Source organism: Sinorhizobium terangae (genome assembly GCF_009601505.1).
Taxonomy (GTDB): domain Bacteria; phylum Pseudomonadota; class Alphaproteobacteria; order Rhizobiales; family Rhizobiaceae; genus Sinorhizobium; species Sinorhizobium terangae.
In genome coordinates this window covers 21,335-40,528 of the sequence record NZ_WITC01000115.1, presented here as the reverse complement: position 1 = coordinate 40,528, position 19,194 = coordinate 21,335, and the positions used below count along the sequence as shown (strand labels likewise).

Here is a 19,194-nt window from a genome sequence, read left to right as displayed (position 1 = left end):
ACTCAGGGGTAGCTCTGCCTGAAAAACGATGATCTTGACTGCAAATGCCCGTGCGCGCATGCCAATCCACTGTCGACAATGATTCATACAACACGCTATATAGTACGCGGAGCTTTATGGGGACCATAACGCCGTTCAATGAATACGAGGCTGGTGAGATACCCTGCCTCACGTAACAGTTTTGGAAAACGACTTTGGAAAAAACGCGTAAAGTTGAAAGCGTCAGCGGCGGGAAAGAAACCGGCAGTGCGCGCGTGTACAAGAAGCTCCGCGATGACATTCTTCGGGTGCTCATCGCGCCCGGCACCTCACTCGATGAAGTCAGCCTCAGCCAAAGGTTCAAACTTTCGCGGTCGCCGATCCGGGAGGCGCTGGTGCGGCTCTCCGGCGAGGGCTTGGTGCAGATCCTCCCCAATCGCAGCATCATCGTGGCGCCCATGGAGTTCGACAAAATGCCGGAATTCCTCGACGCGCTGGATTTGATGCAGCGTGTCGTCACGCGCTTCGCGGCACTTCACCGCTCACCGGAAGATCTGATCAAAATTCACGAGGCGGAAAAGGCGTACGAGCGCGAGGCCGGCAATGCGATCAAGTCCGGCGATTCCATCGGCATGATCGAAAAAAACTTCGAATTCCACATGGCGATCGCCGGCGCTTCTCGCAACACCTATTTTGCCGACTCCTATCGGCGCCTGCTGCAGGAAGGACGCCGCCTGCTGTTCTTCCACTTTCAGTACCAGTCACTGGATCCGAACCTGAAGCTGGACGACTTGGCCGCCCCTCACCGTGCGATGATCGATGCGATTGAAAAGCGGGATGCCGATCGCGCCGAGCACGAGGCTCACCTGCATGCCGTCCAGTTCAGGGGCCGCTTCATGGACTTCCTGAACCGGAATCTGACCGCCAAGCTAACGCTCAACTACGCGACAAAGGCGGACTAGGCGCTAGTATCCGAAGTAGGACACCATCAACGCAATTTGCGAATCAAGCATGCCTGCGCCATAGCGGACCTGACAGCCGCGCGCGATTGCCGCCTTCAGAAGCGGTGTTTCGCGCGGTTTCATGATGATGTCCGCGACGAGAATGTCCGGCCGCAATTGGGAAATGTCGACCGGCAGTGGATCGGTCTCGGGATGCAAGCCGCACGGCGTGGCGTTGGCGAGCATGTCGGCACCGTCAAGATCAGCATCGGACGCCGTGACCGAGAGGCTTGGGTAGCGGACTGCCACATCAGCAGCCAGCAGCGCGGCACGACCGGGATCGACATCGCTGATCCGGATGGACTTGCAGCCGCTTCGCGCGAGGGCAAAGGCGATCGCCTTGCCGGCGCCGCCGGCGCCTACCAGCAGCACATCGCGGTCCCTGGCGTCCTGCCCGTTGTTCAGCATGCCATGCAGAAATCCGAGGCCATCCATATTGGTGGCAATCATCCGCCCATCCGGGCCGCGCCGGATGACATTCGCGGCGCCGAGTTCCTCGGCCGCGGCCTCGACCTCGTCTGAGAGCGCATAGGCCTGCTCCTTGTGCGGGACGCTGACGACGAGACCGCCGAGATTGCGCGTCCTTTTGATCGCCTCCCAGCCGGTCGCGAAGTCTTCGGGCGTGAAATGCACGGGCACCATGACGGCGTCGATGCCACGCTCGGCAAAAAGGGGATTGATCACCTCCGGCGTGCGGACATGGCCGATCGGGTGCGCCAGCATGTAAAAGATCTTCGTGGTACCAGAAATCATCATCGATGTGCCTCTCAAGCCTGCCGTGACCGCGTGGACGTTTCCTCAGCCAACTTTTTTGCATACTGTCTATGGAATGTCGACATTAGATATGCAATATCTGTGACGACATCTCAAGAACATTTCCAAACCGAGGAGTTTTTCATGCCTGTTGTACGCGTCGACATGCTTGCGGGCCGCACCTACGAGCAGAAGGCCGAGATCGCGGACGTCTTCACGCGCGAGCTCGCGCGGATCGCCAAATGCACCGAGGACGACGTGCAGATTGTCTTCAACGAATTCGAACGCAGCAGTTGGGCGAAGAACGGCGTCATGGTGGACGCGAAAACCCGGGCGAAGTGAGCAGATTGGGAAGGCATATCAGTGACTGACGTAACTGTAATCGGCGGCGGCATCGTCGGCGTATGTTCGGCCATTGCGCTGCAGGATGAAGGCTATAGGGTCGAGCTGGTTGATCGCGGCCTTGAAACCGAGGCTGCGAGCTACGGCAATTGCGGCCTGCTGGCCGTTGGCGAAGTCGTGCCGATCTCCAAGCCGGGAATCCTGCCCAAAATTCCCAAATGGCTGTCGGATCCGAAAAGCCCTTTGTTCGTGCGGCCCAAGGACATGATCGGCCAGATGCCCTGGCTCCTGCGCTTCCTGTGGTCGGGCCGTCGAAGCAAGGTGCTGGAGATCGCAGCGGGCATGACCCCGCTCCTGTCGCGGGCCGAACAGGACTATCGTGCCCTGCTCGAGGCCGCCGGCCTTTCCGACAAGCTCGTGAACAAGGAAAACATCATGGCCTTCAATTCGAAGGCCGACATCGACAGCGACAGCTTCACCTGGGATCTCAGGACCCAGAAGGGTTTCCGCCACCGCTTCCTCGACAAGAAGGACCTGCAGGCGATCGAGCCGGCGCTTTCGGGACCGATTACCTGCGGCGTGCTGCTCGAGAAATGGCTGCAATTCTCCGATCCCGGAATCGTGCGCAACAAGCTTGCGGAATTCTTCCTGTCACGCGGCGGCACGCTCAGAACCGCCTCAGTATCCGGGCTCGTCGCCACGCGCGGCCATGTTACGGCGATCCGTCTCGAAAGCGGCGAGCAGGTCAGCGTGAAACGAATAGTGCTGGCGGCTGGCGCGTGGAGCGGCAAGCTGGCACGCGACATCGGCGTGCGGGTGCCGCTTGCAGCACTCCAGGGCTATCATCATCAATTGCCCAACCCCAATGTAACCGTCAATCACGCCGTGCTTTACGCCAATGGCGGCTTCGTCCTCACGCCCATGGAAAGTGGGTTGAGAATAGCTGGAACCATCGAGGTCGCAGGGCTAGATCCCAAGCCCAATTTCGAGCGCGCCAATATCATTGCCGAGAAGGCAAAGACTGTTCTTCCCGGGCTCAACATCTCCGGCGGCAAGCAATGGATGGGCCCTCGCCCCTTCATGCCGGACACGATGCCGGTCATCGATAAAGCGCCTAATCACGATAATGTGGTCATGGCATTCGGGCATGGCCAAGTCGGTATGACACTCGGAGCCACGACCGGAAGATTGGTTGCCGATCTCGTAGTAGGTCGAAGACCGACTTTGGACCTCGCTCCATACCGGGCAACACGGTTCTCGTGGAACTTGACCGCTAGCAAATCGGAAGAGGGCAACGATCTTATTCGATACCCTCCCTATTGATCGAGCCGCTGCTGGAGGCGCGAGCCTGCTATTTGCGCGGCGCGACTAGAGGCCCGCAACGCTCGATTGCGATGCGAACCGTCTCCGCCGCATCCCGCTCCCACCAATCGAGTTCGGAGAACAGCTCGAGTTCGAACGGGCCGTCATAGCCGATGTCGTCGAGCCAACCGCGGATACGCGGTAGGTCGATGACGCCATCGCCCACCATGCCGCGATCACGCAGGTTCCGGGTCGGAACGAGCCAATCGCAATAGTGGAAGGTCTGGATGCGCTTCGGCCCTGCCCGGCGCAATTCCTGCTCGAATGCGGGATCCCACCAGCAATGATAGACGTCAGCGACGAGGCTGGTTGCCTCATCTCCCAGTTCATCGATCATGTCATTGCATTCGGTGATGAGGTTCATCGCGCTGCGGTCGCCGCAATACATCGGGTGCAGCGGCTCGAGCCCGAGCTTGACCCCAACCGAGCGCGCATAGGGTGCGAGTTCGACGAGCGCATCCCGAATTCGCTGCCTCTGGGCACCCAAGTCCTTATCGCCGGCGGGCAGGCCGCCGACCACCATGACCACGCAGGGTGCGCCGATCGCCGCAGCCTGATCGAGGATATGCTTGTTGGTGTCGATCGCTGCACGAAGTCTCGTCGGGTCAGACTCGTTCACCCAGGCGCTGGTGCAGAGCGACGCAACCCACATGTCCGCGTCGCGCAGATGGCGGACGGTTGACTCGAGACCGTAATCGTCGAGAAAATTTCTCCAGACGGCAATTCCGTGAACACCCTGTTGGGCATAGCCTTCGATCGCCTGTGGCATCGACCATTTTGGTGTGGTGATCTGGTTGATGGCAAAGCGGGATAGGTCATATCCCCTCATCGTGCTGCTCCCTGTCGGCGCATTGCCGTTTTCGTTTCGTCGATGGAAATGCCATCGTTTGCGAACACCACACCGTGATAAGTTTCCGCATAGGCGGGCGTAATCTTGCCATTGGTAAGATCGTCGCGAATGAGCTCGAGCGGACGCTTCAGGGGATCGCCATAGCCGCCACCGCCTGCCTGTTCGTGGCGGACCACGACATTCTTGCCAATGGTGCGGGTGATCTTGGCGGGCAGGATGATGTTCTCGCCATCCGGATCGAGAATGTTCACGCATTTGGCTGCCGGCTTGCCGCCGAAAAGACCATATGGTGCATGGTCGTGGCGATCGGCGCGGATCTGCAGTACGGCTTCCTCCGCCAGCAGGCGATACTGGCGGATGAGACCAAGGCCACCACGAAATTCGCCAGCGCCGCAGGAATCGGGCCGAAGGCTATATTCGTCCATCATCATCGGATAGCGGACTTCAAGCGTCTCGACGGGCAGGTTGGACATGTTCTGCGAGGGATTGGTGACGCCTTCAACGCCATCCTTGTTCCAGCGACCGCCCCAGGCGCCGTTGATCATGTCGACCAGCACGAAGGGCTCGCGGGTCTCCTTGTCCCAACCACCGAAGGCGAGGACCGTATTGCCGCCCTCACCCGCCGCCATCACCTTCTTCGGCGCGATCTGCGACAGCGCGCCGAGTACGGTATCGACAACGCGGTAGCCGGTGAGCGCACGCGCTGCGACGGCAGCCGGCATTTGCGGATTGAGGATCGAGCCTTCGGGCGCGGTAATGGTGATGCAACGGTAGACGCCGGCATTGTTCGGCACTTCGGCATCAAGCGCGCAACGCACCGAGAGATAGGTCGCCGACTTCACGAACGAGAGCGTCGAATTGATCGCGCCCTTGACCTGCGGCGAGGAACCGGCGAAGTCGACGTTCAGATGATCGCCCTTGACCGTCAGCTTGACGCGGATCGGAATGGCATCGGTCGAGAAGCCATCGCCGTCGATGAAATCCTCGAAGCTGTATTCACCGTCCGGCCAAGAGCGGATCGCCGCGCGCGTCAGTTGCTCGCCATAGTCGATCAGGTCGTCGAAATAGCTGTCGAGCTCGTCGGCGCCGTAGCGCTCGATCAGGCGCAGCAGTTCGCGTTCGCCGAGATTGCAGGTGGCGAACTGCGCTTCGAGGTCGCCGAAGACAAGTTCCGGCAGTCGGACGTTCTTTTCGATGATGCGCATCAGCGTGTCGTTGCGCACGCCCTTGCTGTAGAGCTTCATCGGCGCGATGCGCAGGCCTTCCTGATAGATCTCAGTGGAATCGGCCGCATTGGAGCCGGGTACACGGCCGCCGACATCGCAATGATGGGCGATCACCACCGAGAAGCCGCGCAGGCTGTTGTCGCTATGGAAGATCGGCCGGATCATGAAGATATCAGGCAGATGCATGCCGCCTTCATAGGGATCGTTGAAGATGATGACGTCGCCTTCGGCGAGATCGTCCGCATATTCTTCCATGATCACAGCCATGGCATCCGGCACGGCGCCAAGATGCAGCGCGACGGTTTTCGCCTGCGACAGGATGCGGCCGTGCTTGTCGCAGAGCGTCACCGAATAGTCGAGCACGTCACGGACGATCGGCGAGCGCGCCGTGCGCATGACAGCAAACGCCATGTCATCGACGATTGTGTCCAGCGCGTTCTTGATGACGGCGAATGTGATGGGGTCATTTGTTTTCTGGGCCATGGGAACAGCTCCTTGAATGGGGTCAGGCCGAACGAGTCTCAGGCAAGCGTGGCAACGACGTTGCCGAAGGCATCGAGATCTGCCTTGGCGCCGGGCGGAACGACGATGGTTGTATCGGGGCTCTGGATAATCAGCGGCCCGACGGCCCCGCCGCGGAACGTCGCGCGCTGGTGGATCGGAGTGTCGATCCAACCGTCCTTGCGCGAGAAATAGACTTTTCGCGTGGTGACATCAGCCGGACCGTCCTCAGGCTTGTGAGCCGTGAAAGCGAGGCGGTTTCCGCTGTTGCCGCCGGCATTGAGCCTGATGTTGACAATCTCGACGCTGTCGTCGGAGGCATAGCCGTAGATCGCCTTGTAGGCCTCCCGGAACGATGCACGCAGGCTTGCGCGGTCATTTTCGGTCACCGTGTCGGGAAGCGCGATCGGAATCTCGAAATCCTGGCCCTTGAAGCGCAGGTCCGCTTCGAAGCTGCATTCGATTTGGTCGTCCGTGTAGCCTTCTTCCGCCAGCGAAGCATGGGCGTCAGCGCGCATGTCCTTGAGCAGAGCATTGACCTCGGCGACCGGCAACTGGTCGAGCCTGCCGTGTAGGCTGCGCAGGAAATAGCGTTCGACTTTGGCCGCGAGCATGCCGGTCGCGGTGAAGACGCCGGGCGAGCGCGGGAAGATGACGCGGGAAATGCCGAGCGTGCGGGCGAGATCGCAGGCATGCACGGGGCCGGAACCGCCGAAGGCAAGGATGGCGAAGTCGCGCGGGTCGACGCCACGCTCAACCGTCACCGCCTTGATGGTACGGGCCATGTTGATGTTGACCACTTCGCGGATCCCAAAGGCGGCGTCTTCGATCGAAAGCTTCAGCGGATCGGCTAGATCGCGCTTGATGGCAGCGCGGGCGCCGTCGATGTCGAGCTTCATGCTGCCGCCGGCCAGCGCGGCCGGCAGAAAGCCGAGCACCACATTGGCGTCTGTGACGGTCGGCGAATTGCCGCCGATACCGTAGCAGACCGGTCCTGGATCAGCGCCCGCCGACAGAGGGCCAACATGCAACAGGCCGCCTTCATCGATGCGGGCGATGGAGCCGGCGCCGCTGCCGACCTCCGCCACGTCGACTGTTGGAACGCGCATCAGGTAGCCGCCCGCCTTGATGAAGCGGCTCGGCGTTGAGATGCCGGCGCGGAATTCGTATTCGTTGGCACGCGACAGTTCGCCCTTGTGGATCAGCGAAGCGGAAGCCGTCGTGCCGCCCATGTCGAACACGACGAGATCCTTCTCGCCTGCAGCTTCACCCAGTCGGCCGGCGCCGACCACCCCAGCCGAACGGCCGGAGGAGATGAAGAAAACGGGCTTTTCCTGGGCCATCCGGGCGCTAGAGAGACCACCATTGGAATTGCTGATCAGGAGCGGTGCGGAGACCCCGATCTCGCGAAGGCCGTTTTCGAGGCGCTCGAAGTAAGCGCGCAGCGACGGCAGCACATAGGCGTTCACGGCGGTGGTCGAGGTCCGCTCATATTCACGGATCTCGGGCAGCACCGAGACCGAGGCCGTCACCCACATGTCGGGAAAATGCTCGCGCATGATTTCCAACACCCGGGTCTCGTTCTCGGGATTGCGGTAGGAATTGATGAAGCACACCGCAACGGATTCAACGCCCTCGGCTTCGAAGTAGCGGCCGATCTCGATCACTTCCTGCTCGTTCACCCCCTTGAGGATGCGGCCGTCGGCGGTCGACCGCTCGTCCACTTCCATGCGGTAACGGCGGGCGATCAGCGGTACGGCCTTTTCCCAGCTAAGGTCGAACATGGTGGGCGTCCGGACACGTCCGATTTCCAGCACGTCGCGAAAGCCCTTGGTGGTGATCAGGCCGGTTTTCGCACCGACTTTCTGCAGCAGCGTGTTCGAGCCGACGGTCGTGCCATGCACCACTTCCGCTACCTTGGAAACCGAAACGCCGGCGGTCTCGGTGATCTGGCGGATGCCGGTCAACACCGCTTCCTCGGGCTTGGCCGGCGTGGAAGGCACCTTCGTAAAGAAGGTCTCGCCAGCGTCGCCGAACAGGACTAGGTCGGTAAAAGTCCCGCCAATATCAACGCCAATGCGTGCGTTGTTCATCTTAATGCCTCCTGCGCATCAGCGCTTTTTTGGGTCGAGTTCTCCCGTCGGCCGAGTTGATCTCGCCCGTAGGGTCATTCATGCGTCGCGTGTTTCGTGGTTAGTGAGAGCGGACCGACGTGTGCCAGGGGATCGACAGCCGCTCTATGCCTTCCATGAGGTTGAAGAGCAGCGATCCCATCGCGATCAGAAGGGCCAAACTGACAAAGAGACCGGGGGTGTCGAACTGCCCTTGCGCGGTCAAAATCGCAAATCCGAGGCCCGAGGAGCTGCCGACGAACTCGCCGATGATCGCACCGATCAGGGCCAGCGAGATGGCAACCTTCAAGCCGGCGAAGATGCTCGGAAGGGCGCAGGGGAGCCGGACTTTCGTGAGAATCTGCCAAGCGCTTGCCCGCCCGACACGCGCCAGATTGATCATGTCCGGATCGACCGACCGCAGGCCAAGGACAGTATCGATGACGATGGCGAAAATGGCGAGCATGACCGCGATGGCGATCTTGGGTTCCGGCCCGATGCCCATCCACACAACGAAGAGCGGCGCCAGAGCAACCTTGGGGACCGAGTTCAGCGCGACCAGCGCCGAAAACACAGGGCGCTCGAGCGTCTTCGACGACACGATGACGACTGCCAGCAGGATGCCGAAGACCGCGGCGAGAAAAAACCCGGCAAGCGTCACAACCAGAGTGACCCCGGCGTTATAGAGGAAGAAGGACGGCATTTTCCAGAACTCGACCCAGACCGTCGACGGCGACGGGAGGAGGATCGGGGAAATCTGGAAAAGCCTGACGCAGATTTCCCAAAGCACCACCGCCGAAACCAGCGTTATCAGGCCGGGCAGAAAGCGTGTGGTAATGGATGGCTTGCTACGCATTCTTGAAAATCCCGAGCTTCGTGAACACCTGGCGGATATGGCTGCTGTAATGTCCGAATTTCGGTGTCTCGCGGGCGGACAGCTGCCGTGGACGGGGAAGGTCGATATCCAGGATTTCGACGATCCTTCCGGGGTGGCGGTCGAGGATCACGACACGATCGGACAAGAAGACCGCTTCGCTGATGCTGTGGGTGATGAAAACGATCGTCTTGTGGGTCTCGTGCGAGATGCGCGCGACCTCGACATTGAGATCGTCGCGCGTCATGGCGTCGAGCGCCCCGAACGGCTCATCCATGAGCAGGATGTCGGGATCGGTCAGAAGTGCCCGGCAGATCGACGCCCTCTGCCGCATGCCGCCCGACAGCTCCCAGGGCCGGCGGTTCTCGTAACCACCGAGGCCGAAGCGCGCGAGCTGTGCGCTCGCCCTTGCCCGCATCTCCGCACTGGCCTTGCCTTGGAGCTCGACGGTAAACAGGACGTTTTCCAGGATCGTCCGCCAGTCGAGCAGCATGTCACGCTGGAAGACCATGCCGAGGCCCTCCGGGGGACCGTCGACCATAAGCCCCCGGGTCGTGACGCTTCCGTTGGAAACGTCCTCAAGCCCGGCGATGCATTTCAAAAGCGTGCTCTTGCCGCAGCCGCTCGGACCGAGAATGCTGACGAACTCGCCCTTCCTGATGTCCAGATTGATGTCTTGAAGAACAAGCGACGCATCACTGCCGCCGTAGCGCTTATCGACGCCGGAGACCCTGATATAGCTGTCCTTGACCTGGTCCAACATCTCGACCTCACCCAATGAAGTCGTTGGTGAAAATATCGGAAAGCGTCAATCCGGAGGGGATCGCATTTGCTTTTTCCATCGACGCCAGCGCGGCGTTCCAATCCGCGTCAGCCTGCCAGCCGATCGGTTTTCCCGCCGTCGCCGGGGTCTCGAAGGTTTCGATCGTCAATTCGATCTGCCTGGTCAGAACTTCCTTCGTCAGCTTTATAGTTGGCCGTTGCTGGATCATGGCCTCAGCGCCCTCGCCCGCATTGCCGTCACGCAGATAGGCCCACGCCTTCTGCTGGGAGGCCACGAGGGCCTTCAGAGCATCACCACGTTTTTCGATGGTCTCGTCACTGGCGATGAGGCCGTAGCTCGGGAAATTGACGCCAGCGTCGCTGGCGAGGATGCCGCGCGAAGGACGAACGGCTTCGGCGGGCGGGATGATCGAGGGGCCGGTGGACAGGATCGCATCCGCCCGGCGCGTGGTATAGGTGCTCCAGAGGGCTGCCGGATCGACGAGGAGCAGCTCCACAGTAGAGCGGTCAAGCCCGCCCTGCGCGAGCCAATAGTCGATGAAGGGCGCCCATGGGCTCGCCGCAAAACAGACGATGCTCTTGCCCTTCAGATCGGCAACCGTCTTGTAGTCCGAGTCGCGGTCGACGACTGCCGCGAGATCCGTAGCGCGAGCGAAACCAGCGAAGGAGCGCACGGTCGCACTCTTCATACGCGCCTGGGGGACGAGACCGAGCTGCACCTGGCCAACATCAACCTGGCCCGCATTCACAAGCTGCAGGGTGTTCGCAGAGCCACGGCCGTCCTGCACATCAACGTCCAGGCCGACATCTTTGAACCACCCTTTCACCTGGGCGAGATGCATGGCCGCCTGAACACCCCAAGGCGCAAAATCCATGCGGGCCGACAGCGCCTCGACGCCTTGGGCACGAACCAAGGACGGCATAGCCAGGGCGGCAATACCGCCGGCAAGAAACGCGCGTCGGGACGTTTGGAACTTGGACATCCGGTTGCTCATTCTCAAGACCCCTCTTGTTCTTATAGAACTATTTAGTTTATTAAGGAGAGAGCTAACCCGTTTTCGGCTTGCTGTCAATCGCGCCAAAACCAAAAACCGGAGTATTTTATTATGCCGCAAATTCAATAGGTTAGAACGCGCCGGCAATATCTTTTCGAACGCGAAAACGGTCTGTTTCCGCGGTGCTAGAGTTTGCCGTGAGCATGGAAATGCTAAGCAGAGGCTGCTACGACAAACTTCAATGTTTAAGGCCCAAGGGCGTATTGATGGACCAGAGAATGGAACTTGAAAAAAGCGGCCCGGATAAGAAGAAGCGGTTCCGCGACCCTGAACGGACGAAGCAGTGGATCATCGACTCGGCGATCGACGAGTTCACGGAGCGCGGGTTCGACGGCGCGCGGATAGATGCGATCGCCGAGCAATCCCAGACAAACAAGAGCCTGATCTACAGATACTTCAACAGCAAGGAAGAGCTGTATATCGCCAGCCTTTCGAACACCTATGAGAAGCTGCGCGCGTCCCAGCATGAGATTGACCTCGATGAAAATGACCCGGTTGGGGCAGTCAGGACTCTCGTTCAGTCGACCTTCGACACGTTCGCTAACAATCCCCGCATTGTTCGAATGCTGACCCATGAGAATGTTCAGAATGCCCGTTTTCTGAAACAGGCGCTGGGCATCAAGAACCTCTACACCCCCCTTCTCGCCAAGCTGTCGCGCGTGATCCGCAGTGGCCAGGACAAGGGCATCTTCAGGGCAGATGTCGACCTGAAGCACCTGTACGTGTCCATATCGGCTTTGGGTTACTTCTACTTCTCCAACATCCACACGCTATCGATCGTGCTGGATGAAAAACTGGAGAGTAGCGTTGAAGTCGCCAAACAGCGTGACCAGACAGTCAGCATCATATTGGCATATCTGAAAAGATAGACTTCCGCCTCCTTGCCGGGGCGAGCGGTCGAAATGACGATCGTTTATCTCCGTAAACCGCAGACCTCCAGCTGACGCCGGGCAAAAAAATGGCTCCATGCCCGGAGGCATGGAGCCCAGGCCTTGGGAGCCAATCAGTCCAGAAGATGCACCTGCGGACCCCAGGTGTCGGAAAGGGCAAAGCCCTTGACGAAGGGATCATCGGTGACGAGGCGCAATTCCTGCTTGCCATAGACGAAGCCCTGGCCGGTGATCCGCGGGATGACCGCCTTGCGTCCGCCCACTTCGGTTTCCTCCAGCGCCTGAACATGGAATTCCCCACCGATGATCGAGCGAGAGACCTTAGTCTCTCCGACCACGATCAGACCACGCGCGTGAAGGCTTGCAAGATTGGCCGAGCTGCCGGTACCGCAGGGCGAGCGGTCGACGCGGCCGGGTTTCAGCGTCGTGCAGGTGCGCACTGCGCCATCCGGCTCCTGAGAACGGAACATCACATAGGCGATCTCATCGACACCCGGCAAGGTCGGGTGCCGGACCTTGACCTGCTCCGCCAGCAGGGCCTTCAACTCAATGCCGGCCTCGGCCAGTGCGCGCGCATTCTTCGGCTCAATGGTAAGCCCGACCTGCTCGACATCGACCAGACCGTAATAGACGCCGCCGAAGCAGATGTCGGCCTTGATCCGGCCCCAGCGCGGCGTGTCGATCTCCTGGTCGAGAGCTTCCGCAAAGGCCGGGACATTGTCGATGCTGACGGAAAGGCAACGGCCATTTTCGCAGTGCGCCCGCGCTGTGACCAGTCCTGCCGGCATATCGAGACGCACAATCGTTTCGGGCTCAACCATGGCCACCCGGCCGCTCTCGAGAAGCGCTGTCACGACGCAGATGCAGTTCGAGCCCGACATTGCATGCGCACGGTCGGCCTGGAGCACGATGAAGCCGGCATCCGCGTCGGGACGGGTGGGTTCCAGCAGCAAATTGACGGTCATGGCGACATTCGCGCGCGGCTCGAACGTCACGAAACGGCGGAGGCTGTCGTCGACATTGTTGATGTAGTTCATCTTGTCCAACGCGGTTGCACCGGGAATTTCCGGCGCGCCGGCGACGAGAACATTGCCGATTTCTCCCTCGCAATGAACCTGGAGAATTTCAAGCTTTTGGTCGAATTTCATGGAGGCCTCTCATTTGCGGGCACGCGGCCCGACTATACTATTCTAGTGTCCTTCAGGAGGTGCGTCCTCAATCGCCGTAAGGCAGATAGGATCGTCTCTCCACCTCGGGGAAGCGTTCGCCTGTGCGGACAAATTTGGTGTGCTCGCGGATCGGGTCGGGATAGTGCTCCCAGTCCCGCAGCTTACCTTTCTGCATGGCGCGATTGACGAACTGGCGGACGCGCTGGCTGCGCATCACATCCTGTTTCAGAGCCGCCAGGTTCCAAGTTTTTCGCACCCCGGCCTTTAGCGCCTCCACCGTTTCGCGCCATTCAGTCTCGTCCGCCAGATTGCGCGTCTCACCCGGGTCGGCGGCCAGATCATAAAGCTGCATCGGATAGGCTTCGGAGGCGACGAGTTTATGAGGGCCGCGTCGGAGCATGACGCGTGGCGCGTTGGTGCCTCCGTCGAGATGCTCGGCGTAGACCGTCCGGTCCGGCCTGTCCTCGCTCAGCAGGGGCAAAAGGCTGTCGCCCTCGTGATCGGTGACGAGCGCATCCAGCGAACCGCTGGCGAGGTCGACCAATGTCGGCAGGATATCGATGAGCGAAACCGGCGCGGCGACGCGCTTCAGGCCCTGCCGTCGCGGATCATAGAGCACCAGCGGCACGCGGATCGCCGGATCGAAGAGGTTCTTCTTGAACCACAGGCCGCGCTCACCGATCATGTCACCGTGGTCGGAGGTGAAGATGATCACCGTATTGTCGGCAATGCCGGCATCTTCCAGCGTTTGCCTGAGTTCGCCGAGCTTGCGATCCACATAGCTGATCATGCCGTAATAGCCGCGCCGCGCGCGGCGGTAGATGGCATCAGTCACCTCGAACTTGTCGAGGCTGTAGTGGAAATAGAGCGAACGGCTGTGCGGATCCATTTCCTCTAGCGGGATCGCGGGTGTCCGTGGTGGATCGATCGCTTCGTCCGTGTAGAGATCCCAGTAGTCGCGCGTGGTTACATAAGGGTCGTGCGGCTGGGTGAAGGACACCGTCATGAACAGCGGCCGCCCATCTCCGTAGCGTCGCCAGTCATAGATATGCTGGGTCGCGCGGCGGGCGACCTCGTCGTCATAGTCGATCTGCTGCGAGCGCGCGAGCGGCCCGGCATCGGCGATTGTTTCGACGCTGGATACGCCGAAGGGAACCTCCCCCTTGGCCTTGAGTTCTTCCGCCTCCAGCTCGTCATAGGTCTTCGGAGGAACCCAGCTGAAATCGGCCGGATAGATTTCCGTTGTCAGACGATCTTCATAGCCATGATGCTGGTCGGGCCCGACAAAATGCATCTTGCCCGATATGCACGTATAGTAGCCCGCATCGCGCAGATAGTGCGCAAGCGTCGGCACGGCGGCGGGAAATTCGGAGGCGTTGTCGAAAGCGCCGATCCGCGACGGCAAGCGGCCGGTCATCAAGGCAAACCGGGACGGCGCGCAGAGCGGATAGTTGCAATAGGCATTGTCGAACACCGAACCCTGCCCGGCCAGCCGGTCGATATTGGGCGTCTTGCATACCCGATTGCCATAAATGGACAGGGCAATCGCGGTCATCTGATCGGCCATGACGAGAAGAATATTCGGCTTTTCCGAGACCGGTTGCACGTCCGCGCCCTCTCAGTGCCCAAGTATCTGGCTGAGGAAGAGTTTCGACCGCGCATGCTGCGGGTTGTCGAAGAAGTCTGCCGGCGGCGCATCTTCGACGATCTTTCCCTGGTCCATGAAGATCACCCGATCGGCGACCTTGCGGGCAAAGCCCATTTCGTGGGTCACGCAGACCATGGTCATGCCGCCCTGGGCAAGTTGGATCATGACGTCGAGTACTTCCGAAATCATTTCCGGATCGAGCGCCGAGGTCGGTTCATCGAACAGCATGATTTCCGGCTTCATGCACAGAGCCCGGGCAATCGCCACGCGCTGCTGTTGGCCGCCAGACAGTTCCCCGGGATAGTTCTTCGCTTTCTGCGGGATCTTGACGCGCTCGAGATAGGTCATGGCCTGTTCCTCGGCAGTCTTGCGATCGATTTTGCGGACCAGCATCGGTGCCAGCATGCAATTTTCCAGCACCGTCAGATGCGGGAAGAGATTGAAATGCTGGAACACCATGCCGACTTCGCGACGGATCTCGTTGATATTGTCGATCTCGTCATTGAGTTCGGTGCCGAGCACGCGGATACTGCCCTGCTGATGTTCCTCGAGCTTGTTGAGGCAGCGGATCAGGGTCGACTTGCCCGAACCAGATGGACCGCAGACGACGATCTTTTCACCCGCTTTCACCGTTAGGTTCACTCCGTGAAGAACTTGATGTGCGCCGTAATATTTGCACAGACCGTCGACTTCGATCGCCAGAGCGCTTGTGGTCATTTTCATTACTCCCAAAATCCTGCCGTCGCGCCGAAGAGCGCGGGAATGTCTGTCATGCCGTATCCGAAGCCCGACACATGCTTGCCGCTTCTCGTGCTACCGCGAACCCAATTTCATGGACCGTTCGAGATAACTGCCATACATCGAAAGCGAGTAAGTGAAGACGAAGTAGATCAGAGCGACAAAGCTATAGACCTCGATATGGAACGGCTTCCATCCGCCTGTCGAAAAGGCCGCATTGCCGGACGCCGTGATCTCGAAGAAGCCCAGAATGACGATCAGGGCCGTTTCCATGAACGCGATCACCACCTGGTTGATCGTCGGCGGTAGCGCAAAGCGGAAAGCCTGCGGCAGGATGATGCGCGAGATCGTCTGCCAGTAATTGAGGCCAAGCGCGGTTGCCGCTTCCTCTTGCCCTGCGGGCAAAGACTGGATGCCGCTCCGAATGATTTCCGCCTGGTAGACCGCAAAGAAGACGGCGGCGCCGATAATGACGCGGTACAGCTTGTCGCCAACCAGGAAACCCGGCAGCGTCAAAGGCAGGATGATAGCGGCGGTGAACAGAATGGAGAGAAGCGGCAGCGAACGAATGCCATCTATGCAGAGTGCCGTGACCGTCGAGACCACCGGCAGACTGGAGCGTCGCAACAGCGCAAGAACTATGGCGAGCGGCATGCCGATGACAACGGTGGACGAGAAGACGAAGACTGTCAGCGCGAGCCCGCCCCATTGGGTTTCGAGCACGACGGGCATGCCAAACACGCCGCCTTTCATGAGAAAGTAGAACAGGCCGTAGCCGAGGGCCCATAGCACCGGCAGCCGTTTCGCGGACCAGAAGAATGGAACGCACGACAGAATGACGGTCGCAAGGATGGCGAGGCACGCAAGCGCCGAACGCCACTGCTCCTCATAGGGGTAAAGGCCGAAGAAGATCAGGCGATAGCGGTCGGTGATGACGGCCCAACAGGCGCCGGCAGCCTTGTGGCAGTCCTCGGGCGTGCCGAACCAGACGGCATCGACCAGTCCCCAGTTTACGAGAAACCACAGGGCTGAAAGGATCAACGCCAGGCAAACCAAGGTGAGGATCGTGCGTCCGACCGAGGAGAAGTAGTCGCGCCTTACGCTGTCGAGGAGGCTGCCGTTCAACACCGGCGCCTGAATGTCCGTGGTGGCCGTCATCGTTTCCGCTCTCATTTCTTATGTCCCGGCAGGGCAAGCGCCCGATTGATCGCGTTCATGGTGATGGAGATGGTCATGTTGATCGCCCAGAAGCCGATGATCAGTAGGAAAATCAGCGAGATCGTCTGGCCGGAATGGTTGATCGAATTGGCGACCACGCCGAAATAATCCGGAAACCCGATGGCAATGCCGATCGTGGTGGCTTTCATCAGCCAGATGATCTGGTTGGTCATCGTCGGCAGGATGCGCCGTATCATCAGTGGCAAGCGGATGCGCCAGAAGACGTGCCAGTTGCCAAGGCCGAGCGCATGGGCGGCTTCGATCAATCCGGTTGGGATGGAAAGAAAGCCGGCGCGGACAATTTCGGCGACATAAGATGCACCAAAGAGCGCGATCGCAACGATGGCGGATCCAAGTTCCGGCGTCATCGTGCCGCCGCCGAGAAAGCGCAGGCCTTTTGGCTGGGGCATATCAAACAACGGCGTGTCGGCGAGGCGTCCGGCATAACCGACGATGAAGGCGAGTGCCAGCGAGAGAAAGATCCCGACCAGCGACGAGCCGCGGCCCGTGCGGCGCGCAACGGCAACGGAAATGATTGAGCCGATGATAAAGATCGCGATCGCGGCCAGAAGATACCAAGCCTCGATGTTGAACATCGGAAAGAAGATGCCGCGGTTGGACATGAAGAAACCGCCCGGCACAGCGATCGCTTGGCGTGGCGAGGGGAAATTCACGAAAATCGCATACCAGAAGAAGGCCTGGAGGATCAGCGGAATGTTGCGGAAGATTTGCACATAGACGCCGGCGATGGACTTGACCAGCTTGTGGCTGGAGAGCCGCGCCGTCCCGATAACCGTGCCGAGGAGGACCGCCAGCGAGACCGAGATCGTCCCAAGAAACAGCGTGTTGATGAAGCCGACCAGCAGCGCGCGGGCAAAGCTTGAATCAAGATCATAGTGGATCAAGGAAAAGACGATGGAAGAGCCCGTCGCATAGTTCAGAAAACTCCATCCGACACTCAGGCCCTGGATTTCGAGATTTCGTCGCGTCGTCATCACGGCGATGAGCAGCAAGGTCAGGACGACGGCGAGGAAGACAGCCTGCAAGAGGATATCGCGCTGTTTGCGGTTTCCGAACGAAAAGGTCATGGGTCCATGTCCACCTCGCCTCACGAGGAGGCATAAAATGAAATGAACCTCCGCCGGAACAAGCCCGGCGGAGGACGGCGATCTTTAGTCGAGGACCGGCGCGTAGAAGACGCCACCCTTGTTCCACATCGAATTCAGGGCGCGTGGCAGCTTATAGCGCGACTCGGTTCCGAAGTTGCGGTTGTACATTTCCTCGGAATTGCCGAGCTTCTTGATGACATTGTATGCCCAGTCATCCTTGAGGCCGAGGCGCGTGCCGATGCCGGGCGTGACTCCGAGCAGCTTGCCGACGACGGTGTTCGGCGGGTTAGCCTTCATCTCGTCGATGTTCTTCGAGGTCACGCCATTTTCCTCGGCTATGCGCTGCGCGGCAATGACCCAGTTGGCGATGTCGACCCAGTTATCGTCGCCCTGGCGCATGACGATCGCCTCGCCTTCGAGCGACAGCGCGTCTGACAGGATGTCGTGGTTATCCGGATCGGCCGAGGTCGCGCGCGTTGCCGCAACGATCGGGCCCCATTCGGCATAGGCATCGCAACGGTTGGCGAAATAGGCGGCGGTGGCTTCGGTGTTCTTCTCGAAGGTTACGACCTTGACCTCGTATTTCTTTTCCTTGATGTAGTCGCTGACGAGCTTCTCGGTCGACGTGCCGCCGGCGACGCAAACTGTCCCGCCAGCAAGATCAGCCAAGGATTTGGCGGAAAGGTCTTTATGCGCCATAAAGGTCGTGACGCCAATGAAGTAGGGCATCGAGAACTGCAGGCCGAGTTCGGTATCGCGGCTGAACAGCCAGCCGCTTGCCTTGATGACCAGGTCGATTTCACCCGACTGCAGTGACGGGAAGCGCTGGGCCCAGCTGATCGGGATCAGCTTCAGCTTGTCGTCATTGCCGAAAATGGCGGTTGCGACGGCGCGGCAATAGTCGATGTCGAGGCCGTGCCAGTTGCCCTGTGCGTCAACTTCGGCGAAACCTTCGAAGTTGCCATCGCTGGACGTGCAGTTGAGAGCACCGCGCGCCTGGACTGCCTTGAGCGTATCACCCGGGGCGGCCATCGCAGCGGGCGGCACAGCCGCCGAAAGTGAAAGAAGCGCTATTGCAAGCTTCAAAGCATTTCTCATCGCATTCCATCCTCTGTTGGTTTTGAAGATCACTTCGTCTTTCCCGGGGAGCACAGTTCCGATCTCTTTGGAGCCCCTCACCTCTCTCGCCCGGCCCTTAAAGTCTCTGGTGCAACCAAACGCGAACCCTCGACCCGGTGCCAGCGCATCCGAATAGCCGCCCTCCAATCTGAGCCACAGGGCCAAAGCCCCGGCTGCAAGCTCATTTCGATGTGACTGCTTCTGATTCCCACCATTGGCGCCCTGCGGCGCAGTTCCCGATGTTGGCTGAGCCAATCTATCTTTGTCGTTCTAATGTCGACTTTATTATTAGTCGTTCTAATGTCGACAATGTCAAGTGCTTATTTTTGCCTTCGTGTCGACGCCGTATCGACAGCTATTATGTCGTCTTAGTGTCGACATCGTCAAGGCTAAAAAAGCGCACATCAGTCAAAGTGGACGGCAAAGGTCATTCGCCGCCAGAAGGTCGGCGAGGGATCGTTCTCAC

General features: G+C 59.8%; 17 protein-coding genes. 4 read left to right on the top strand and 13 right to left on the bottom strand.

All coding sequences use genetic code 11. From position 1 onward, the window contains the following. Positions 1-254: 254 nt before the first annotated feature. Entirely contained in the window at positions 255-941 is a 687-nt protein-coding gene (locus GHK62_RS25970; RefSeq protein ID WP_327791098.1) for a GntR family transcriptional regulator, read from the top strand. Positions 942-944: 3 nt separating this feature from the next. Here GHK62_RS25970 and GHK62_RS25965 read toward each other — a convergent pair whose 3' ends face one another. Then, complete coding sequence (locus GHK62_RS25965) at positions 945-1,736, bottom strand: shikimate dehydrogenase family protein (protein ID WP_153441890.1); 792 nt, start codon at positions 1,734-1,736, stop codon at positions 945-947. Positions 1,737-1,877: 141 nt separating this feature from the next. Here GHK62_RS25965 and GHK62_RS25960 point away from each other — a divergent pair, with 141 nt between their 5' ends. Both GHK62_RS25960 and GHK62_RS25955 read left to right on the top strand, forming a co-directional pair. Beyond that, positions 1,878-2,075, top strand: coding sequence for a tautomerase family protein (locus GHK62_RS25960; protein WP_153441889.1), 198 nt, complete (start codon positions 1,878-1,880; stop codon positions 2,073-2,075). Between the two features lie 21 nt (positions 2,076-2,096). Beyond that, positions 2,097-3,398 (top strand): NAD(P)/FAD-dependent oxidoreductase, encoded by a 1,302-nt coding sequence (locus GHK62_RS25955; protein WP_184108877.1) that lies wholly within the window; start codon positions 2,097-2,099, stop codon positions 3,396-3,398. Between the two features lie 28 nt (positions 3,399-3,426). On the opposite strand, the gene GHK62_RS25950 is transcribed toward GHK62_RS25955, so the two are convergent. From GHK62_RS25950 to GHK62_RS25925, 6 genes are all read right to left on the bottom strand, one after another. After that, a complete protein-coding gene (locus GHK62_RS25950) occupies positions 3,427-4,266 on the bottom strand; it encodes a sugar phosphate isomerase/epimerase family protein (RefSeq protein WP_153441888.1) in 840 nt (279 codons plus the stop codon). Next, positions 4,263-5,996 (bottom strand): hydantoinase B/oxoprolinase family protein, encoded by a 1,734-nt coding sequence (locus GHK62_RS25945; RefSeq protein ID WP_153441887.1) that lies wholly within the window; start codon positions 5,994-5,996, stop codon positions 4,263-4,265. The genes GHK62_RS25950 and GHK62_RS25945 overlap by 4 nt, the downstream gene beginning before the upstream one ends. A gap of 38 nt (positions 5,997-6,034) precedes the next feature. Continuing rightward, positions 6,035-8,107 (bottom strand): hydantoinase/oxoprolinase family protein, encoded by a 2,073-nt coding sequence (locus tag GHK62_RS25940; protein WP_153441886.1) that lies wholly within the window; start codon positions 8,105-8,107, stop codon positions 6,035-6,037. Positions 8,108-8,207: 100 nt separating this feature from the next. Continuing rightward, the gene (locus GHK62_RS25935; protein WP_153441885.1) at positions 8,208-8,981 is read right to left on the bottom strand and encodes an ABC transporter permease; all 774 of its coding nucleotides are present in this window, start codon (positions 8,979-8,981) and stop codon (positions 8,208-8,210) included. Further along, entirely contained in the window at positions 8,974-9,762 is a 789-nt protein-coding gene (locus GHK62_RS25930) for an ABC transporter ATP-binding protein (protein WP_153441884.1), read from the bottom strand. Before GHK62_RS25930 ends, GHK62_RS25935 begins: the two co-directional genes overlap by 8 nt. A 7-nt stretch (positions 9,763-9,769) precedes the next feature. Then, a complete protein-coding gene (locus GHK62_RS25925) occupies positions 9,770-10,765 on the bottom strand; it encodes an ABC transporter substrate-binding protein (RefSeq protein WP_167528363.1) in 996 nt (331 codons plus the stop codon). Positions 10,766-11,055: 290 nt separating this feature from the next. On the opposite strand from GHK62_RS25925, the gene GHK62_RS25920 reads away from it, so the two are divergent. After that, positions 11,056-11,706: a TetR/AcrR family transcriptional regulator gene (locus GHK62_RS25920; RefSeq protein WP_234887057.1), complete on the top strand. Its 651-nt coding sequence runs from the start codon at positions 11,056-11,058 to the stop codon at positions 11,704-11,706. Between the two features lie 134 nt (positions 11,707-11,840). On the opposite strand, the gene GHK62_RS25915 is transcribed toward GHK62_RS25920, so the two are convergent. From GHK62_RS25915 to GHK62_RS25890, 6 genes are all read right to left on the bottom strand, one after another. Further along, complete coding sequence (locus GHK62_RS25915; protein WP_153441882.1) at positions 11,841-12,875, bottom strand: proline racemase family protein; 1,035 nt, start codon at positions 12,873-12,875, stop codon at positions 11,841-11,843. A gap of 67 nt (positions 12,876-12,942) precedes the next feature. Continuing rightward, positions 12,943-14,502 carry a choline-sulfatase gene (betC, locus tag GHK62_RS25910; protein ID WP_153441881.1) on the bottom strand — a complete coding sequence of 520 codons (1,560 nt, stop codon included), beginning with the start codon at positions 14,500-14,502 and terminating at the stop codon, positions 12,943-12,945. A gap of 12 nt (positions 14,503-14,514) precedes the next feature. Beyond that, the gene (locus GHK62_RS25905) at positions 14,515-15,267 is read right to left on the bottom strand and encodes an amino acid ABC transporter ATP-binding protein (RefSeq protein ID WP_153441880.1); all 753 of its coding nucleotides are present in this window, start codon (positions 15,265-15,267) and stop codon (positions 14,515-14,517) included. A gap of 90 nt (positions 15,268-15,357) precedes the next feature. Next, entirely contained in the window at positions 15,358-16,455 is a 1,098-nt protein-coding gene (locus GHK62_RS25900) for an amino acid ABC transporter permease (RefSeq protein ID WP_234887056.1), read from the bottom strand. Beyond that, positions 16,452-17,588, bottom strand: coding sequence for an ABC transporter permease subunit (locus GHK62_RS25895; RefSeq protein ID WP_153441879.1), 1,137 nt, complete (start codon positions 17,586-17,588; stop codon positions 16,452-16,454). Before GHK62_RS25895 ends, GHK62_RS25900 begins: the two co-directional genes overlap by 4 nt. Before the next feature lie 84 nt (positions 17,589-17,672). Next, positions 17,673-18,707 (bottom strand): amino acid ABC transporter substrate-binding protein, encoded by a 1,035-nt coding sequence (locus GHK62_RS25890; protein WP_153441878.1) that lies wholly within the window; start codon positions 18,705-18,707, stop codon positions 17,673-17,675. Between the last annotated feature and the right edge of the window lie 487 nt (positions 18,708-19,194).